This window comes from Kitasatospora sp. NPDC034023, assembly GCF_055575795.1.
Genome location: NZ_JBVIRY010000002.1, coordinates 57,157 through 74,186 on the forward strand (window position 1 = coordinate 57,157; position 17,030 = coordinate 74,186).

At 74.2% G+C, this 17,030-nt stretch carries 15 protein-coding genes; 5 read left to right on the forward strand and 10 right to left on the reverse strand.

Annotated elements, in window-relative coordinates; translation table 11 throughout:
• Nucleotides 1–172: 172 nt before the first annotated feature.
• Nucleotides 173–2,110: an anthranilate synthase family protein gene (locus tag ACZ52R_RS03125; RefSeq protein WP_465621482.1), complete on the forward strand. Its 1,938-nt coding sequence runs from the start codon at nucleotides 173–175 to the stop codon at nucleotides 2,108–2,110.
• 57 nt (nucleotides 2,111–2,167) lie between these two features.
• Here ACZ52R_RS03125 and ACZ52R_RS03130 read toward each other — a convergent pair whose 3' ends face one another.
• Genes ACZ52R_RS03130 through ACZ52R_RS03140 form a run of 3 tightly spaced genes read right to left on the reverse strand, consistent with a single transcriptional unit; the run spans nucleotide 2,168 to nucleotide 4,920 of the window.
• Nucleotides 2,168–2,848 (reverse strand): response regulator transcription factor, encoded by a 681-nt coding sequence (locus ACZ52R_RS03130; protein WP_360492395.1) that lies wholly within the window; start codon nucleotides 2,846–2,848, stop codon nucleotides 2,168–2,170.
• On the reverse strand, nucleotides 2,848–4,059 hold the full coding sequence (macS, locus tag ACZ52R_RS03135; protein ID WP_465621484.1) for a MacS family sensor histidine kinase: 1,212 nt from the start codon (nucleotides 4,057–4,059) through the stop codon (nucleotides 2,848–2,850). The genes ACZ52R_RS03130 and macS overlap by 1 nt, the downstream gene beginning before the upstream one ends.
• Before the next feature lie 30 nt (nucleotides 4,060–4,089).
• The gene (locus ACZ52R_RS03140; protein WP_360492401.1) at nucleotides 4,090–4,920 is read right to left on the reverse strand and encodes a lysophospholipid acyltransferase family protein; all 831 of its coding nucleotides are present in this window, start codon (nucleotides 4,918–4,920) and stop codon (nucleotides 4,090–4,092) included.
• Nucleotides 4,921–5,097: 177 nt separating this feature from the next.
• On the opposite strand from ACZ52R_RS03140, the gene ACZ52R_RS03145 reads away from it, so the two are divergent.
• Complete coding sequence (locus ACZ52R_RS03145; protein ID WP_465621487.1) at nucleotides 5,098–5,892, forward strand: alpha/beta hydrolase; 795 nt, start codon at nucleotides 5,098–5,100, stop codon at nucleotides 5,890–5,892.
• 10 nt (nucleotides 5,893–5,902) lie between these two features.
• Nucleotides 5,903–6,724, forward strand: a complete 822-nt coding sequence (locus tag ACZ52R_RS03150; RefSeq protein WP_465621489.1) for a hypothetical protein — start codon at nucleotides 5,903–5,905, stop codon at nucleotides 6,722–6,724.
• Here ACZ52R_RS03150 and ACZ52R_RS03155 read toward each other — a convergent pair.
• The 5 genes from ACZ52R_RS03155 to ACZ52R_RS03175 form a co-directional block, all read right to left on the reverse strand.
• Entirely contained in the window at nucleotides 6,721–7,566 is an 846-nt protein-coding gene (locus ACZ52R_RS03155) for an endonuclease/exonuclease/phosphatase family protein (protein WP_465621491.1), read from the reverse strand. The two genes, ACZ52R_RS03150 and ACZ52R_RS03155, sit on opposite strands and share 4 nt — an antisense overlap.
• Nucleotides 7,567–7,717: 151 nt before the next feature.
• A complete protein-coding gene (locus tag ACZ52R_RS03160; RefSeq protein ID WP_360492413.1) occupies nucleotides 7,718–8,662 on the reverse strand; it encodes an ROK family glucokinase in 945 nt (314 codons plus the stop codon).
• A 192-nt stretch (nucleotides 8,663–8,854) separates the two neighbouring features.
• Complete coding sequence (locus ACZ52R_RS03165) at nucleotides 8,855–9,256, reverse strand: DUF5304 family protein (protein ID WP_360492416.1); 402 nt, start codon at nucleotides 9,254–9,256, stop codon at nucleotides 8,855–8,857.
• Between the two features lie 113 nt (nucleotides 9,257–9,369).
• On the reverse strand, nucleotides 9,370–10,542 hold the full coding sequence (locus ACZ52R_RS03170; protein ID WP_465621494.1) for an ArsA family ATPase: 1,173 nt from the start codon (nucleotides 10,540–10,542) through the stop codon (nucleotides 9,370–9,372).
• Nucleotides 10,543–10,564: 22 nt separating this feature from the next.
• Nucleotides 10,565–10,999: an SRPBCC family protein gene (locus ACZ52R_RS03175; RefSeq protein WP_465621496.1), complete on the reverse strand. Its 435-nt coding sequence runs from the start codon at nucleotides 10,997–10,999 to the stop codon at nucleotides 10,565–10,567.
• A gap of 335 nt (nucleotides 11,000–11,334) precedes the next feature.
• Between ACZ52R_RS03175 and ACZ52R_RS03180 the strand changes: the two genes are divergently transcribed.
• Complete coding sequence (locus ACZ52R_RS03180) at nucleotides 11,335–13,128, forward strand: AMP-dependent synthetase/ligase (RefSeq protein WP_465621498.1); 1,794 nt, start codon at nucleotides 11,335–11,337, stop codon at nucleotides 13,126–13,128.
• 83 nt (nucleotides 13,129–13,211) lie between these two features.
• On the opposite strand, the gene ACZ52R_RS03185 is transcribed toward ACZ52R_RS03180, so the two are convergent.
• A complete protein-coding gene (locus ACZ52R_RS03185) occupies nucleotides 13,212–14,348 on the reverse strand; it encodes a glycosyltransferase family 4 protein (RefSeq protein WP_465663758.1) in 1,137 nt (378 codons plus the stop codon).
• 214 nt (nucleotides 14,349–14,562) lie between these two features.
• Here ACZ52R_RS03185 and ACZ52R_RS03190 point away from each other — a divergent pair, with 214 nt between their 5' ends.
• On the forward strand, nucleotides 14,563–15,933 hold the full coding sequence (locus tag ACZ52R_RS03190) for a glycosyltransferase 87 family protein (RefSeq protein ID WP_465663757.1): 1,371 nt from the start codon (nucleotides 14,563–14,565) through the stop codon (nucleotides 15,931–15,933).
• Nucleotides 15,934–15,990: 57 nt separating this feature from the next.
• Here ACZ52R_RS03190 and ACZ52R_RS03195 read toward each other — a convergent pair whose 3' ends face one another.
• Nucleotides 15,991–17,013 (reverse strand): hypothetical protein, encoded by a 1,023-nt coding sequence (locus ACZ52R_RS03195; RefSeq protein ID WP_465663756.1) that lies wholly within the window; start codon nucleotides 17,011–17,013, stop codon nucleotides 15,991–15,993.
• Nucleotides 17,014–17,030: the final 17 nt, after the last annotated feature.

Consider the following 17,030-nt stretch of genomic DNA (forward strand, 5'->3'; position numbering starts at 1 on the left):
CCCCACAACCACTCCTGGTGGTGGGCCTCCCCCAAGGGTGGCCCACCGATCGCGCGTTCCTAGACGAACACGACGGCCGCCCCTCGGGGCGGCCGTCGGCGTCTGAGCTGACGGCCCTCCGGGAGCGGAATCCAGCACCGCCCTCGCCCTCCACCCGGAAGGAAGCCGCACCGTGACCACCATCACCGACCTGCTCACCCGTCTCACCGCCCCCGGCGCCCCCGCCTTCGCCCTGCTGCACCGCCGCACCCCCCGACTCGCCCCGGACACCGTCGAGGTGCTGCTGGGCAGCGTCGACAGCTACGAGCGCCTCGCCGACCTCCCGGTGCGCAGCGGTGCCCCGGCCGGCGGCACCCCGGTGCACGACCTGCTCGCGCTCGTCCCGTACCGGCAGATCCGCGAGCGCGGCTTCGAGGCGCACGACGACGGCACCCCGCTGCAGGCCCTCACGGTGGCTGAGCAGCACGTTCTACCGTTGGCCGAATTCACTTCCGCCCTACCGCAGTTGCCGGTCTCGCTTGCCGGTGGCGCGTTCGACGTGGACGACGATTCGTACGCCTCGATCGTCCGCCGGGTGGTCGAGGAGGAGATCGGCAACGGCGAGGGCGCCAACTTCGTGATCCGGCGCGACTTCCACGCCACGCTGGAGGACTTCAGCCCCGCGCTCGCGCTGACGCTGTTCCGGCGGCTGCTGGAGCAGGAGCGCGGCGCCTACTGGACCTTCCTGGTGCACACCGGTGACCGGGTCCTGGTCGGCGCCTCCCCCGAGGTGCACGTCCGGCAGAGCGGCGGCACCGTCGTGATGAACCCGATCTCCGGCACCTACCGCTATCCGGCAGGCGGCTCCGACCTCGATTCGCTGCTCCAATTCCTGCACGACCCCAAGGAGTTGGAGGAGCTCACCATGGTCGTGGACGAGGAGCTGAAGATGATGTGCACGGTCGGCGACCTCGGCGGCCAGGTGCTCGGGCCCCGGCTCAAGGAGATGGCCCACCTCGCCCACACCGAGTACGAGCTGCGCGGGCGCACCTCGCTGGACGTCCGCGACGTGCTCCGCGAGACGATGTTCGCCGCCACCGTCACCGGCAGCCCGGTCGAGAACGCCACCCGGGTCATCAACCGCTACGAGCCCACCGGGCGCGGCTACTACTCCGGCGCGCTCGCCCTGATCGGACGCTCCGCCAGCGGCGGGCAGCTGCTGGACTCGCCGATCTGCATCCGCACCGCCGACATCGACCCGGCCACCGGACGGCTGGTCGTCCGGGTCGGCGCCACCCTGGTGCGCCACTCCGTCCCGGAGTCCGAGGTCGCCGAGACCCACGCCAAGGCCGCCGGGGTGCTCACCGCGATCGGTGCCCGGCCCGCGCCCGCCCGGCTGCCCCACCCCACCGGCCCCCGGCTCGCCGACAACCACCGGGTGCAGGCCGCGCTGGACGCCCGCCGGGCCGGCCTCGCGCCGTTCTGGCTGCGGATGCAGACCCCGGCCCGGATCACCGAGGCCGAGCCGACGCTGGTCGTCGACGGCGAGGACACCTTCACCTCGATGCTCTCCCACCTGCTCGGCTCGCTCGGCCACCGGGTGACGGTCGTGCGCTACGACGAGCCCGGGCTGCGCGCGCTGGTCGCGGCGCACCGCGGCCCGCTGGTGCTCGGCCCCGGCCCCGGCGACCCGGCCGTCGCCGACGACCCCAAGATGGCCGTGCTGCGGCCGATCGTCGCGGACGCCCTGGCCGCCGCGCGGTCCGGTGCCCGGACCGCGCCGCTGCTCGCGGTCTGCCTCAGCCACCAGTTGCTCTCAGCCGAACTCGGGCTGGCGCTGGGCCGCAAGGCCGTCCCGTACCAGGGCGCGCAGGAGAGCATCGACCTGTTCGGCAGCAAGCGGACGGTCGGCTTCTACAACACCTTCACCGCGCGCTGCTCGGAGGCCGACGCGGCCCGGCTCGCCGCCGCGGGCGTCGAGGTCGCCCGGGACGCCGCCACCGGCGACGTCCACGCCCTGCGCGGGCCCGGCTTCGCCGGCCTCCAGTTCCACCCCGAGTCGGTGCTCACCCGCGAGGGCGTGGACATCGTGGCGGGCCTGCTGCGCGAGGCTGCGGCCGTACCGCGCTGAGGGGTCGAGGACGTGAGGAGTTGACGGGCCCCGGGCGGACGCACCGCCCGGGGCCCGTCAGATCTCGTCGTCCAGGCCCTGCTCGATCGCGTACCGGACCAGCTCCACCCGGTTGTGCAACTGCAGCTTCCCGAGGGTGTTCTGCACGTGGTTCTGCACCGTGCGGTGCGACAGCACCAGCCGGTCGGCGATCTGGCGGTACGACAGGCCCTTGGCCACCAGCCGCAGCACCTCGGTCTCCCGGGTGGTGAGCTGCGGGGCGGCCGGCGCCGACGCCGGGGCCGGCTCGGCGGCCAGCCGGCGGAACTCGCCGAGCACCAGGCCGGCCAGGCCCGGGGTGAACACCGCGTCACCGACGGCCGTACGGCGCACCGCGTCCAGCAGCTCCTCCCGCCCGGCCGACTTCACCAGGTACCCGGTCGCACCGGACTTCACCGCCTCCAGCACGTCCTGGTGCTCCCCGCTGGCCGACAGCACCAGCACCCGCACCGCCGGGTCGTGCGCGACCACCTGGCGGCACACCTCGGCACCGGGCAGCCCGGGCAGGTTGAGGTCCAGCACGACGACCTGCGGCGAGCAGGCGCGGGCGCGGCGGACGGCCTCCTCGCCGTCGCCCGCCGTGGCCACCACGTCCAGCCCGGACTCGGCGAGGTCACGCGAGACGGCGTCGCGCCACATCGGGTGGTCGTCCACCACCATCACCCGCACCGGCCGGTCGGTGGTCGGCTGATCGGTCATCAAGCACCCTTCCTCGGGACACGCAGTTCGACCTCGACGCCCTCCCCGGGCGCCGAGTACAGCTCGGCCGTGCCGCCGAGGTCCAGCAGCCGGCCCCGGATGGACTGGGAGACACCGAGCCGCCCGGCCCGCTCCGCCTCGCCGAGCCGGCCTGGGGCGTAACCGGGGCCGTCGTCGCGGATGCTGACCGTGACCGCCTCCGGCTCGTCCTCGACCAGGATCCAGGCCCGGGCCTCCTCCCCGGCGTGCCGGCGGACGTTGTCCACGGCCGCGCCGACCGCCGCGGCGAGCTCGCCCGCCGCCGGGGCGGGCAGCAGCACCGGGGTGCCGGGGGCGGAGAACGTGATCCGCTCGTCGGCGTACGGGCGCAGCAGCGCGGTGAGGTCGCGCGGCTGGGCGGCGTCGGGCTGCGGCAGGCGCTGGGCCGGGATCGGGCCGCCGGTCATCAGCGTCCGCAGCGCGCGCTCCTGCTCGCCGGCCAGGCGGCCCAGCTCGGCGAAGTCCGTGCCGCAGGTGCCGCCGTCCGGCACCGCGGCCAGCTCCGCGCCGCGCCGCTGGACCAGCGCCAGCACCTGCAGCACGCCGTCGTGGATGTCCCGGGAGAGCCGCTCCCGCTCCCGGGTGGCCGCCTCGACCTGGAGCGCCCGGGTGAGCGTGGCCTCACTGCCCCGGGCCAGCTCGATCACGTAGCCGATCGCGCACCCGGCGACCATCAGCAGCACGATGTTGTGGATGTTGTCGCCGGTCGGCCCGCCGTGGCCGAGGATGTTGGCGACGCCGATCACCGAGCCCGCGGCCGCCGCCGGGCGCCAGCCGCCCTTCGCGGCGCAGCCGAGCACGGTACCGGCGGCCCAGATGGTGGGCAGGGTGGGCGCGCCGTGGCTGATCCGGGCCGGGGCGTCGGTCAGTCCGCTCATCACGATGCCGGTGACGGCGAGCGTGAGGTCGACGCCCAGGACGTACCAGGTGCAGCGCTGCGGGTTGGCGAACGCCCGGGTGGTGGCGAGGGTCCAGAGGGTGAGCGCGCCGAGGAAGATCCAGCCGGCGACGGGGTGCAGGAAGTGCAGGTACGAGTTGAAGTACCGCAGCAACGCGTAGATCAGGGCCAGCACCCGGAAGTAGGAGATGGCCCTCCACAACGGGAGTTCGACGGACATGCCGCCGGCCGCCACCGTACCGCCCACCGCGCCGGCTCTGCCGCCGTCCGTCATCCGCCCCTCCCCCCGGGCCCGGCCGGGCCGTCAGGCCGACCCGGTCTCCTTGTCCGTCTCGGCCGCCTTCTCGGCTTCGGCCGCCTTCTCCGCCTCGGCTGCCTTCTCGGCCTCGGCTGCCTCCGCCTTCTCCGCCTTGGCCGCCGCGCGACGCTCGGCGTCGGCCTTCTTCTTGTCGTCGGAGATCTGCCGCTTGGCGGCGGTCGCGTAGATGTCCACGTACTCCTGGCCGGAGAGCCGCATGATCTCGTACATCACCTCGTCCGTCACCGAACGGAGGATGAAGCGGTCGTTCTCCATGCCGTGGTAGCGGGAGAAGTCCAGCGGGCGGCCGATCCGGATGCCCGGGCGGATGCCGAAGTTCGGGACCACCTGGCCGGGCGGCTGCACCTTCTCGGTGTCGATCATGGCGACCGGGATCACCGGGGCGCCGGTGGCCAGCGCCACCCGGGCCAGGCCGCCGACCTTGCCGCGGTACAGCTTGCCGTCGGGCGAGCGGGTGCCCTCGGGGTAGACGCCGAACAGCTCGCCGCGCTCCAGCACGGCGATGGCGCTGCGGATCGCGGCCTCGCCGGCGCCGCGCGCGCCCGAGCGGTCCACCGGCAGCTGGCCGACGCCCTTGAAGAACGCGGCGGTCAGCCGGCCCTTGAGGCCCGGGGTGTTGAAGTACTCGGCCTTCGCGATGAAGGTCACCCGGCGCTTGATCAGCGCGGGGAAGAAGAACGAGTCCGAGAAGGACAGGTGGTTGCTCGCGATGATCGCCGCACCCTCGGTGGGGATGTTCTCCTCACCTTCGATCCACGGCCGGAAGAAGATCCGAAGCAGTGGCGCGACGATCATCTTCATCAGTCGGTAGAACAACCGGGGCCTCCTGTTATGCGGACCGGTCGATCCTAATGCCCCGCGGCCGTCCGCTGTGCCCGGCCCCGCCGAAGGGGGTGTACGACCCCGCGCGGAGCGTGGGACGATGCGGATTCCTGCAGCTTCCCCCTCCAGCGTCCCCTCCCCCAGCGCCACCCGCCCGCGAAGGAGTCCGCCATGCCGTTGCTGCCCGGTGCAGAACCGTACCGCCACCGTGGCGGACCGGTGGGAGTGCTGCTCTGCCACGGTTTCACCGGGTCGCCGCAGTCGCTGCGACCGTGGGCCGAGGACCTGGCCGCAGCCGGGTACACCGTCTCGCTGCCGCTGCTGCCCGGGCACGGCACCCGCTGGCAGGACATGCAGCTCACCCGCTGGGAGGACTGGTACGCCGCGGTCGAACGCGAGCTGCTGACGCTCGCCGACGAGTGCGAACAGGTCTTCGTCTGCGCGCTGTCGATGGGCGGCGCGCTGGCGCTGCGGCTCGCCGCGCTGCACGGCCCGACGGTGTCCGGGCTGGTGCTGGTCAACCCGTCGGTGCGCTCGGACACCCCCGCGAGTGTGCTGCTTCCGGTGCTGCGCCACCTCGTCCCGAGCACGCCCGGCATCGCGAACGACATCGCCAAGGCCGGCGCGACCGAGCTCGGCTACGACCGGACGCCACTGCACGCCGCCTGGTCGCTGAGCCGGCTGTGGCGGGAGGTCCAGCACCGCCTTCCCGAGGTGACCCAGCCGGTGCTGCTCTTCCACAGCCCGCAGGACCACGTCGTCTCTCCGGCCAACTCGGAACTGGTGCTGGCCCGGATATCCTCGACCGATGTGACGGAGCGGCTGTGCCAACGCAGCTTCCACGTCGCGACGCTGGACCACGACGCGGCGGAAATATTCGCGGCCAGCCAGGACTTCATCCGACAGCTGGCCCCCGCGCACGCGGCGGGCGCAACCCGGGTCGAATCCGACGATCACCATGGCTGAAGGGCCGGAAGTGCACGAGAGCAGCACGGCGGGCGGCGGGGACGAAGCTCCCCGCGAGGACGGCGCGACGAAGAACAGCGGAGCGAACGACGGCGGGGCGCAGGACGGCGGGGCGAACGACGGCGCGGCGAACGACGGCGCGGCGAACGACGCCGCCCCGGGCGGTGCGCCGACGGACCGCACCGGCGTGGACGGCGCCGTGACGCCCGCACCCACACCCGCACCCGCGAAGGACGCCGCCGCCAAGGGCTCCGCCGAGGACGCCGCCGCACCGGCGGCCCCCGCCGGTCCCCGGCCGCGCCGCGCGCCCGAGCGCAGCCAGGCCGAGCAGGACGAGATCTTCGCCGCCCTGGTCGCCCAGTTCGACGACCCCGTCGACCTCAACAACCCCGACTGGCCCGAGGTCGAGAACCTCCGGGCGCAGAACGAGCTCAAGGGCGGCTACAAGAACGGCAGCGGCCGCGACGACCAGGACGACCTGTCCGACCTCGCCCCGCAGCCCCGCCCCCGCTCCGGCCGGCCGGTGCTACCGGCCGCCGGTCCGAGCCCGCGCGACTACGAGCTGGCCGAGGAGAGCGACGAGGACCACTACGTCCCGCCGGAGCCCCCGCCGCTGCCCGCCGCCGACGTGACCGCCAAGTTCGCCTGGCTCGCCGTGCTCGGCGGCCCCGCCCTGCTGCTGGTCGACGCCATGGTCTGGCGGGAGATCTCCGGCTGGCCCGCCTGGGTCGGGATCACCGCCTTCCTCGGCGGCTTCGTCACCCTGGTGGCCCGGATGCGGGACCGCGACGAGGACGAGCCGGAGGACCCGGACCACGGCGCCGTGGTCTAGCCCGCCTTGCTCTCGGGGAGTTCGAGCACCGCGAGCACCGGCAGGTGGTCGGTCGCGGCCCGCAGGTCGGCCTCGGTGACGCCGGGCAGTCCGTGCGGCACCCCGCAGCCGAGGACGGTGATCCCGGGGGTGGCGAAGACGGCGTCGATCCGCTGGTAGGGGCGCTCCGGGACGGACGTGAACTCGCCGCCCCAGGGCGCGGTCGGGTATCCGTCCTGCAGTCGGGAGGCCAGCAGCTGCCAGCCCGGCCCGTCCGGGTGCTCGTTGAAGTCCCCTGCCACGACGCCGTGTTCGGCGATCGCGAGCTGGTCGAGCAGCAGCTCGAACTGCCCGTACCGCTCCTCGGGTTCCAGGCTCAGGTGGCAGCTGGTGAGGGTGAACGGCGCCGCGCCGGGCAGCCGCAGCAGCGCGGTGGCGAAGCCCCGGGCGTGCAGGCCGCGGGTCTTGGGCAGCAGCCGGTCGTGCACGCCCAGCACCTCCACCGCGCCGGGCCGCCCGAGCAGCAGCGGGCCGGCCGCGGTGCGGCCGCCGCCGGCCAGGACGACCGTCCCGGTGTGCCGGGCCAGCCACCCGGCCTGGCCCTCGGGGCGCCAGTAGCGCGGTGACTCCTGGACGCAGACCAGGTCGGGCGCGCAGGCCCGGATCACCCGGGCCAGTGCGCGCCGGTCGTCCCGCAGTGAGCGGATGTTGTAGCTGAGCAGGCGCAGCCGGCGCGGGCCGGCCGGCGGCAACGGTTCGACGGCCGCGGCACCCACCGCACTCGTGGCGCTCGCGCCGGTCCCGGTCGCTCCGGTCGCGCTCGCCTGGGTCGCGCTCCTTCGGGTCGCCCTCGCGGCGGTCATGGCCCTCCCCTGTACGTCGTCACCGGGTGCGTCGTCGCTGGGTCCGACCGTACGCGGCGGCGCCGGGACGTGCGACGGCGGCGGCGCGTCCGGGATCGGTCGGGGCCCGGTCGCACCGCCGCCGGCGGGCTGGGAGGGAGGGGTGGGGCGGTTACGGGACGCGGGCGAGGTCGGCCGCGCCGACGATGCCGGCGGCGGAGCCCATCGAGGCCAGCACGACCTCGGCGCGCGGGCGGTGCACGCCGCCGGTCAGGTAGTACTCGAAGGCCTTGGCGACCGGGTCGAGCAGCAGGCGGCCGGAGTCGGAGACGCCTCCGCCGAGCACGAAGACGCCCGGGTCGAAGAGTGCGGCGAGGTCGGCCATGCCGCGGCCCAGCCAGTCGGCCAGCTCGGCGTAGCACTCCAGGGCGAGCGGGTCGCCCGCCTCGGCCGCCTCGGTGATGTGGATGCCGCGGATGGTCTCGGCGACGCCGTCGTTGAGCTCCAGCATGCGCCGGCCGCGCACCGGGTCGGCCGCAGCCTTCTCCCGGCCGTAGCGGCGCAGCGCCCGCCCGGAGCCGTACTGCTCCCAGCAGCCCTTGCCGCCGCAGCCGCACTGCAGGCCGTCCGGCACCATGTTGAGGTGGCCGATCTCGCCGGCCACGCCGAAGCGGCCGCGGTGCAGCCGGCCGTCGAGGACGATGCCGCCGCCGATGCCGGTGCCGACGGTGATCAGCACCATGTCCTGGTGGTCGGCGGCCGCGCCGAAGCGGAACTCGGCCCAGGCGGCGCAGTTGGCGTCGTTCTCGACCACCGCGGACAGCCCGGTGAGCTCTTCGATCCGGCCGCGCAGCGGCTCGTTCTCCCAGTCGATGTTGGGCGCGAAGATCACCGTGGAGCGGTTGCTGTCGACGAAGCCGGGGGCGCCGACGCCGACGGCGGTGACGTCGGGGTGCTGCTCCTTGAGCTCGCGCACGGCCTGCGCGATGGCGTCGACCGCCCACTGCGGGTCGGCCGGGGTGGGCACCCTGGTCCGGGCCAGGATCTCGCCCGCCTCGTCGACCACGCCTGCTGCGATCTTGGTCCCGCCGACATCGACGCCGATGGTCAGAGCCATGTGTCCCTCAGCTATTCACTCGTTCCCGCTGGACGGAACGGTACCGCCCAACCCAGTCCCCGTACACAGCCTCGCATACATTATCCGAAGACAATCCTGGGACAGCCGGGCCGCAATGCTTCAAAAGTCTTATCGAATTTCCTTCTTCGTGACGCACGAGAGCGCCGTGATCACCCTCCGAAACCTACGGTTTCACTGCTTGGCGGACGGTTCGTCAGGCCCGTCGAGGTCGATCTTCTCGGCGGCCGCACTCTGCCCGGCGGTCCAGCGGTGCTCGTGCCCGGCCACGGCGGCACGGTAGGCGGCCAGCAGCTCGGCGCCCGCGGCGGCCAGCCCGGAGCCGGCGGCGGCGAGGTGGGTGTACACCTCAGGCTGCTGGGTGCGCAGGCGGTCGGCCAGGCCGGAGAGGGTGATCAGGGTGGTGGCGCTGGTCTCCTGGGCCTTCTCGCCGAACGCGGTGGCGAACCGGCGCACCTCGTCCACCAGCGGGCCGAGCTCCGGCCCGAACGGGTGGGCCTGCTCGCCCGCCCCGCCGTGATCGCCCGCCTCGGCATGGTCCCCGACGGGCTCGGTGCGGTCGTCGGTGCTGGTCATCGCGGGCGCCTCCTCAGCCGTGGCCGCACCCCGCGGCCCTCCGGCCCGACGCTACCGGACCGACCGCGGCACCCGTCCTCAAACGCCGGCCCGGGAAAGGGGCGGGCGGCCCGTCAGCCCTTCGGCCAGAGCGAAGGGTCGGGTGCGAACCGCACCGAGAGCACCCCGTCCAGCAGCCCGGCCCCGGCCACCGTGCAGCGGCGCAGCGCGGAGGGCAGGGCGAGCACCCGGCGGTGGGCGCCGAGGCCGACCACCAGGTCGTCGCCCCGGCGGACCAGGTCCAGCTCGGCCCGGTCGGCACCGGGCAGGTCGAGGTGCCAGATCAGCAGGCCGTCCGCGGCGAGCCGGTCCTCGACCGTCCAGGGCGCCGGGTCGAGCCGCTCGGGCCCGGGGCCGTCCCCGTACAGGCGGTCGGCGACGGCCTCCAGGGTGGCCTCGGCCAGGCCGGTGACCAGGACCGGGGCGTCGGTGTCGGCGGCGAGGGCGGCCAGCTCCTCCTGCCGTCGGCGGGCCAGCGCGGCCAGCCACGGGTCGGGCGAGGCGACGGCGGCCTCGGGCAGTGCGCCGTGCAGGACCACGGCGTCCGGCCGGTGCCCGTACAGCGCGAGCCCGGCCCGGATCCGGCGCAGTTCCTCGTACGGGTGGCCGTCGGCCGGGACGACCAGGCGGACGCTGGTGCCGGGGTCGGTGAGCGCGGCGCGGGACTCGGCGAGCGCCGCGGCGGCCTTGCCGCGCCCCTCGTACAGCCAGTCGGCGGGCATCGGGACCCCGGCCAGTCCGGCCAGCAGCGGACGCAGCGCCCGGGCGGCCTGGCGCTGCTCGGGGACGAGCCGGTCCAGGTAGCGCGCCAGCTGCTCGGGCAGGGCGAGGGTGGCGATCAGCTCGGCGGGCGGCGGGGCGAGCACGACCAGGACGTCCTGGTCGGCGGCGGGCAGGGCGCGCAGCAGGGCGAGCCGGGCGATGCCGGGGAGGGCGGTGAGCTCCTCGGGGTCGAGCTGTTCGGCGCCGAGGAGGTCGAGGGCGGGCTTGAGCCGGCCGGTGAGCTCGCCGACGGCGTAGCGGAAGGCAGCCTGCTCGTCGATCCTGGAGACGGTCAGGCCCGGTGCGTAGCCGAGCGGTTCGGGCTCCAGCCGGGTGCCGAGGACGGCGTCCAGCGTGCGGTGCGGGTCGTCGGCCGCCAGCAGCCAGGTGCGGTGGCCGCGCCGGGCGGCGTGCAGGGCGGTGGCGGCGGCCACCGCGGGCGCGCCCGCGTCGCCGCTGACCAGGATGGTGCGTGTCGCCGTCATGCCGTCGGCCCCGTTCCGCTCGTCAGCCCTCGACGCGCTTCTTCAGTCCGGCCAGCGCACGGTCGATGATGACCTTCTCGGCCTTGCGCTTGATCATGCCGAGCATCGGGATCTTGACGTCCACCGCGAGCTGGTAGGTCACCTCGGTACGGCCGCCGGCCAGCGGGGCGAGGGTGTACGAGCCGTCCAGCGAGCGGAGCATCTGGCTGCGGACGAGGGTCCAGCTGACCTCGCGGTCGCCGTCCCAGGTGTAGGCGAGGACGTGCTCGTCGCGGATGGCGCCGGCGTCGAGCAGCAGGCGGACCTGGGCGGCGCGGCCGGCCTCGCCGGTCTCCAGGACCTCGACCTCCTGGACCTCGCCGGTCCAGGCCGGGTAGGCGGCGAAGTCGGCGATCACGGCCATGACCGTGGCCGGGGTCGCGTCGATGGTGATGCTCGACCTGGTGTGCTCCGCCATGGAATGGCCCTCCGCGTCGTCCCTCTGCCTGCCGGTCCGTCCGGGGCGCGCTCGGCCCGGTCCGCCCGGAGCAGGCTATCGCGACCGGGGATCCGGTCGGCGGCGCGGGCGGTGTCCTGCGGGCGGCCGCGGGTCGGCGGGCGCCGGGCCTCGGGTGGGCTACCGGTCGGTCACCGTGGGGCTGCCGTAGGGTGCCATTCGAACGACCCGGTCACGGCCTGGTCGGACCCGGCCGGGTGTGACACTTCGAACACCGGGGCCGACCCCCCTGGTCGAAGCTGCCTACCGGGCAGTAACGTCCTGCCGTCCCGCAGCGTCGCGAACGAGGAGCAGTCTTGCTCGACTTCAGCCTTCCGGCCCTCTACCAGGTACCGAGCGGCGGTAACCTCTCCGACCTCGTGCACCAGAACGCCGAGCGGCACCCGGACGTCGTGGTCCTCAGCCGCAAGGTGGACGGCCAGTGGCAGGAGTTGACCGCTGCCCAGTTCCTGGTCGAGGTGCACGCCGCCGCGAAGGGCCTGATCGCCACCGGCATCCGCCCCGGCGACCGCGTGGCCATCATGTCCCGGACCCGGTACGAGTGGACGCTGCTGGACTTCGCGATCTGGTCGGCCGGCGCCATCACCGTGCCGGTGTACGAGACCTCCTCCCCCGAGCAGGTGGAGTGGATCCTCGGCGACTCCGGCGCGGTCGCCGTGCTCACCGAGACCGACCAGCACCGCAAGGTGGTCGAGGAGGTCCGCGGCCGTCTCCCGGAGCTGAAGCACACCTGGCAGATCGAGCAGGGCGCGATCGCCGCGCTGGCCGAGGCCGGCCGCGAGGTCTCCGACGAGACCGTCGCCGAGCACCGCTCGACCGCCGACTCCGACTCGATCGCGACCATCGTCTACACCTCGGGCACCACCGGCCGCCCGAAGGGCTGTCAGCTGACGCACGGCAACTTCCTCGCCGAGTGCGGCAACATCGTCGAGCGCCTGGCCCCGCTGTTCCGCACCGGCGAGAGCTCCGTCCTGCTCTTCCTGCCGCTGGCCCACGTGCTCGGCCGGATCGCCGAGATCGCCCCGGCGATGGCCCCGATCAACCTCGGCCACGTCTCCGACATCAAGGACGTCACCGCCGAGCTGGCCGCGTTCAAGCCGACCCTGATCCTGGGCGTGCCCAGAGTCTTCGAGAAGGTCTACAACACCGCGCGTGCCAAGGCCCAGGCCGACGGCAAGGGCAAGATCTTCGACAAGGCCGCCGAGACCGCGATCGCCTACAGCCGGGCGCTGGACGCGGGCGGCGCGGGCCTGGTCCTGCGGATCAAGCACGCGGTCTTCGACAAGCTGGTCTACAGCAAGCTGCGCGCCGCGCTCGGCGGCCGCGCCACCCACGCCATCTCCGGCGGCGCCCCGCTCGGCGAGCGCCTGGGCCACTTCTACCGGGGCATCGGCTTCACCGTCCTGGAGGGCTACGGCCTGACGGAGACCTGCGCGGCCACCGCCTTCAACCCGTGGGACAAGCCGAAGATCGGTACGGTCGGCCAGCCGGTGCCCGGCGCCTCGGTCCGGATCGCCGAGGACGGCGAGGTCTTCTTCAAGGGCCCGCACGTCTTCACCGGCTACTGGAACAACCCGCAGGCCACCGCCGACACGCTCAGGGACGGCTGGATGGCCACCGGCGACATCGGCTCGCTGGACTCCGAGGGCTACCTGACCATCACCGGCCGCAAGAAGGAGATCATCGTCACCGCCGGCGGCAAGAACGTCGCCCCGGCCGTGATCGAGGACCGGATCCGCGCCCACGCCCTGGTCGGCGAGGTCATGGTGGTCGGCGACCGCAAGCCCTTCATCGCCTGCCTGATCACCCTCGACCCGGACTTCTTCCCCAAGTGGAAGGAGCTCAACGGCAAGCCCGCCGCCGCCACCGTCGCCGACCTCGCCGAGGACCCGGACCTGCTGGCCGCCCTGCAGTCCGCGGTGGACGACGGCAACGCGGCCGTCTCGCACGCCGAGGCGGTCAAGAAGTTCCGCCTGCTGGACACCGAGTTCTCCGAGGAGAGCGGCCACCTGACGCCCTCGCTGAAGCTCAAGCGCAACCTCGTCCTGAAGGACCACGCGGCCGACATCGAGGCGCTCTACCAGAAGTGACCGCCGACGGGTAACCACCCTGAAGCAGACGCGGGGCCCGTCTCCCGGAAGGAGACGGGCCCCGCGTCGTGCGAAGACAGGCCCTACACCGCCAGCAGCGAGGTCAGCCGCCCGGCCAGCAGGTCCCAGCGCCACGAGCGCTCCACCCACCGCCGCCCGGCCTCGCCCATCCGCCGCCGCAGCTCCTCGTCGCGCAGCAGCCGCACGATCCGCTCGGCCGCCGCCGGGGCCGAGCCGCCGGGCACCACGTACCCGGTCTCGCCCTCCAGCACCGCGTCCGGCGCGCCCCCGGAGTCCCCCGCGACCACCGGCAGGCCGGTCGCCGAGGCCTCCAGGTAGACGATGCCCAGGCCCTCGACGTCCAGCCCCCCGCGCCGGGTCCGACACGGCATCGCGAAGACGTCACCGGCCCCGTAGTGGGCGGGCAGCTCCTCCCAGGGCACCGAGCCGGTGAACCGCACCGAGTCCCGTACGCCCGTGGCGTCCGCCAGCTTCTCCAGGTCCGCCCGGTACGGGCCGCCGCCGACGATCAGCAGCACCGCGTCCGGCACGTCGGCCAGGATCTGCGGCATCGCCTCGATCAGGGTGTCCTGCCCCTTGCGCGGCACCAGCCGGGAGACGCAGACCACCACCGGCCGGTCCGCCAGCCCGAGCCGACGGCGGACCTCGGCGCCCCCGGAGCCCGGGTGGAAGGTCGTCTCGTCCACGCCCGGCGGCAGCTGCACCATCCGGGCCGCGGCCTGCGGCCCGACCGCGGCGGCGATCCGGGAGCGGGTGTACTCGCCCAGGTAGGTCAGCACGTCGGTGCCCGCGCCGATCCGGCGCAGCAGCTGCCGGGAGCCCGGCAGCTGGGCCCAGGCGGCCTCGTGCCCGTGGGTCATGCCGAGCAGCCGCCCGGCCCCGGCCCGGCGCAGGGTGGGCGCCATCAGGCCGAGCGGGGCGGCGGCGCCGAACCAGACCGAGTCGCATTTCTCGGCGCGCAGGATCTCGGCGGCCCGCCGGGTGACCCTGGGTGTGGGAACCATCACCTTCGTCCGGTCCCGGATCACCGGGAACGGCTGCTCGGCGTCGAAGCGCCGCACCTCGCTGCCGTCGCGCCAGGTCGAGGCGTACACCACGATGCTTCCCGCGGGCTGACGGACGGCCATGTTGTGGACAAAGGCCTGGATACCCCCCGGACGGGGCGGGAAGTCATTGGTGACGATCAAGGTTCTGTGCATCAGGCCACGGCTCGCTCGGTCGGGGGGTGCTCGGTGTACCGCTGGGTGATCCGTACGATAGGTCAACACCATGACCCGCCGGGAACGGAACCGCGCACGGCAACCGTTTGACCCCCGGGTCAGTCCTAGTACCTAGGCCGCTGTGCACCACGGCCCGGGCGTCCGTCAGTACGACGCCTCCGGTGAGGACGTCCGAGACGAACGAGGGAGCGCAGTGGAATTGGCCCCGGCCACCGAGCCCGGTTCTTCGCGCGGCCGGCTCGGCCGCCCGCTCGGGGCGCTCGCCGCACTCGGCGCGACCTGGCTGGCCACCCGCACCGTACTGGTGCTGCTGATCACCGGCGTGCTGAAGTCGCCCGGCGGCGATGTCACCGCCGACGTGTGGATGATCTACCACGCCTGGTACGGCGTGCTGCAGACCGGCACCTTCCCGTTCGACGACGTGACCTGGCAGTACCCGCCGGGCGCCGCCCTGGTGATCCTGCTGCCGGGTCTGCTGCCCTGGTCGTACCTGGTCTCGTTCTGGGTGGTCTGCGGGATCGCCGACGCCGCCGCGGCCGCGCTGCTGGTGCGGACCGGCCTGCGCCGGGGCCGGGCGCTGACCGGCGCCTGGATGTGGGTGGTGGGCGTTCCGCTGCTCGGCCCGATGATCTACAACCGCTTCGACATGATCGTCACCGCGGTCGCCCTGGCCGGCCTGCTGGCGCTGATCCGCCGTCCGGCGGTCGGCGGGCTGCTGCTGGGGCTAGGCGGCATCGTCAAGGTCTGGCCGCTGCTCGGCCTGATCGGCACCCCCTCCGGTCGCAGGACCCGCCGTTCCTGGACGCTGGCGGGGGCCACCGCCGTCTCGATCGGCTTCCTGCTCGCGGCCGGCATGAACGGCGCCTTCGACTTCCTGGCCTTCCAGAAGGACCGCGGCATCGAGGTCGAGTCGGTCGGCGCGCTGCCGCTGCACTTCGCCCGGATCGCCGGGGGCTGGGACGGCAAGGTCACCATGAACTACGGCTCCCCCGAGATGCTCGGACCGTGGGTCAGCGTGATCAGCAAGGTGATGATGGCCGGCACCGTGCTGGGGTTCCTCTGGCTGCTGCTGTGGCGCTTCACCTCCAAGCGCCGCAACGCGGCCACCATGTACGACGCGGCGCTGTGCGCGCTGCTGATCTTCGTGGTGACCAGCCGGGTGATCAGCCCGCAGTACCTGGTCTGGCTGATCGGCGTCGCGGCGGTCTGCCTGACCGTACGCGGCACCAGCCAGCGGCCCGTGGCGCTGCTGATCCTGATCGCCTGCCCGCTGACGCTGGTCGAGTTCCCGACGATGTTCACCCAGGTCCTGGCCAGCGACCCCGGCGCGATCACCGTGCTGGCCGCGCGCAACCTGCTGCTGCTGTCCGCCGCCGTGCTCTCCTGCGTCCGGCTCTGGCGCTCCACCCGCGGCGGGGCGCCGCTGCCCGCGACCGTGGTGCTGGACCGCGAGCCCGCCGCGCTGCCCGGCTCGGGCTACCCGGTGCGCCCGGGCATCGCGTACGAGCAGGACCTGCTGGACGGCATCGACCACCCGGGGACGCCGGCCGAGCAGCGGCGCTGAGCAGCGGCGCCGCTGCTCGGCACCGAGCGGGCCGTCGCCCCCGGGGGGCACCGGGCCTCAGTCCTTCAGCGCCGCCACCTCGTCCAGCCAGAGCCGGGTGAACTCGGCCAGGCCGACACCCAGTTCGGCGCGCAGCAGCCGGTCCGTACGGCGCTCGCGGTCCTCGCCCTGCCCGTCGGCCGCGCCGATCGCCCGGTAGAAGGCGACCAGCCGCTGCGGCCCGTAGCGGCCCGCGATCAGCTCGCAGGCCAGCCAGGACTGCTCGTAGGCCTGGGCGATGCCGGTGGCGCCGGCGGCGAAGTCCCGGTCGGCGGGCAGGTCGGCGGGCAGCCGCCCGGCGGCGACGTCCCGGGCCAGCTCGGGGGCGATCTGCCGCGGGACGCGGCCGGAGTCGCGGTAGGCGGTCCAGTCGGCGACGCCTTCGGAGAGCCACAGCGGTGTCCAGGCCCGGGTGTCGGACCTGGTCGCGACGTGGGTGGCCTCGTGCGTGATGACCACCTGTCGGCCGAAGTCGCTGAGCCGTCCGTACGCCTCGGGGTTGACCAGCACCCGGTCCGCCGGGGTGTGCCGGGGCGCGCCGGGGGCGGCCACGGTGACCGCCGCCATGCCCGCCCAGCCCGCCGGGTCGCCCTCCAGCAGCCGGGCGAACCGCTCCTCGGTACCGGGCAGTTCGAGCAGCAGCCGGCCGGGCCAGGCGCCGCCCCAGACCTCCTCGACGGCCGGTACCGCCCGGTCCCCGACCGCGACCAGCCCGGCCGGGTCGGGGCCGTCGGCCGACCCGAGCACCAGGCAGCGCGCGCCGGCCGCCGACCGCCCCGCGCCGAAGTCCCACGGCGCCGGCGGCCCGCTCGCGCTCTCCTCGCGCTCGACCCGCCAGCCGTCCCCGGCCCGGGCCAGCTCGATCCGGCGCGGGTACACCACGGGGTAGTCGTCGTAGTCGGCGATCCGCACCGCCAGGTCGGCCGCGGCGGTCAGCCGGTCCGGCCCGCCGCCCGCGGCGAGCACCAGGTTGCGGTAGGCCGCCTCGGCCACCGGCAGCCCCGACCGGGCCGGCAGCGAGCGCGCCCGCTCCGCCAGCACCGCCGCCACCTCGCCGC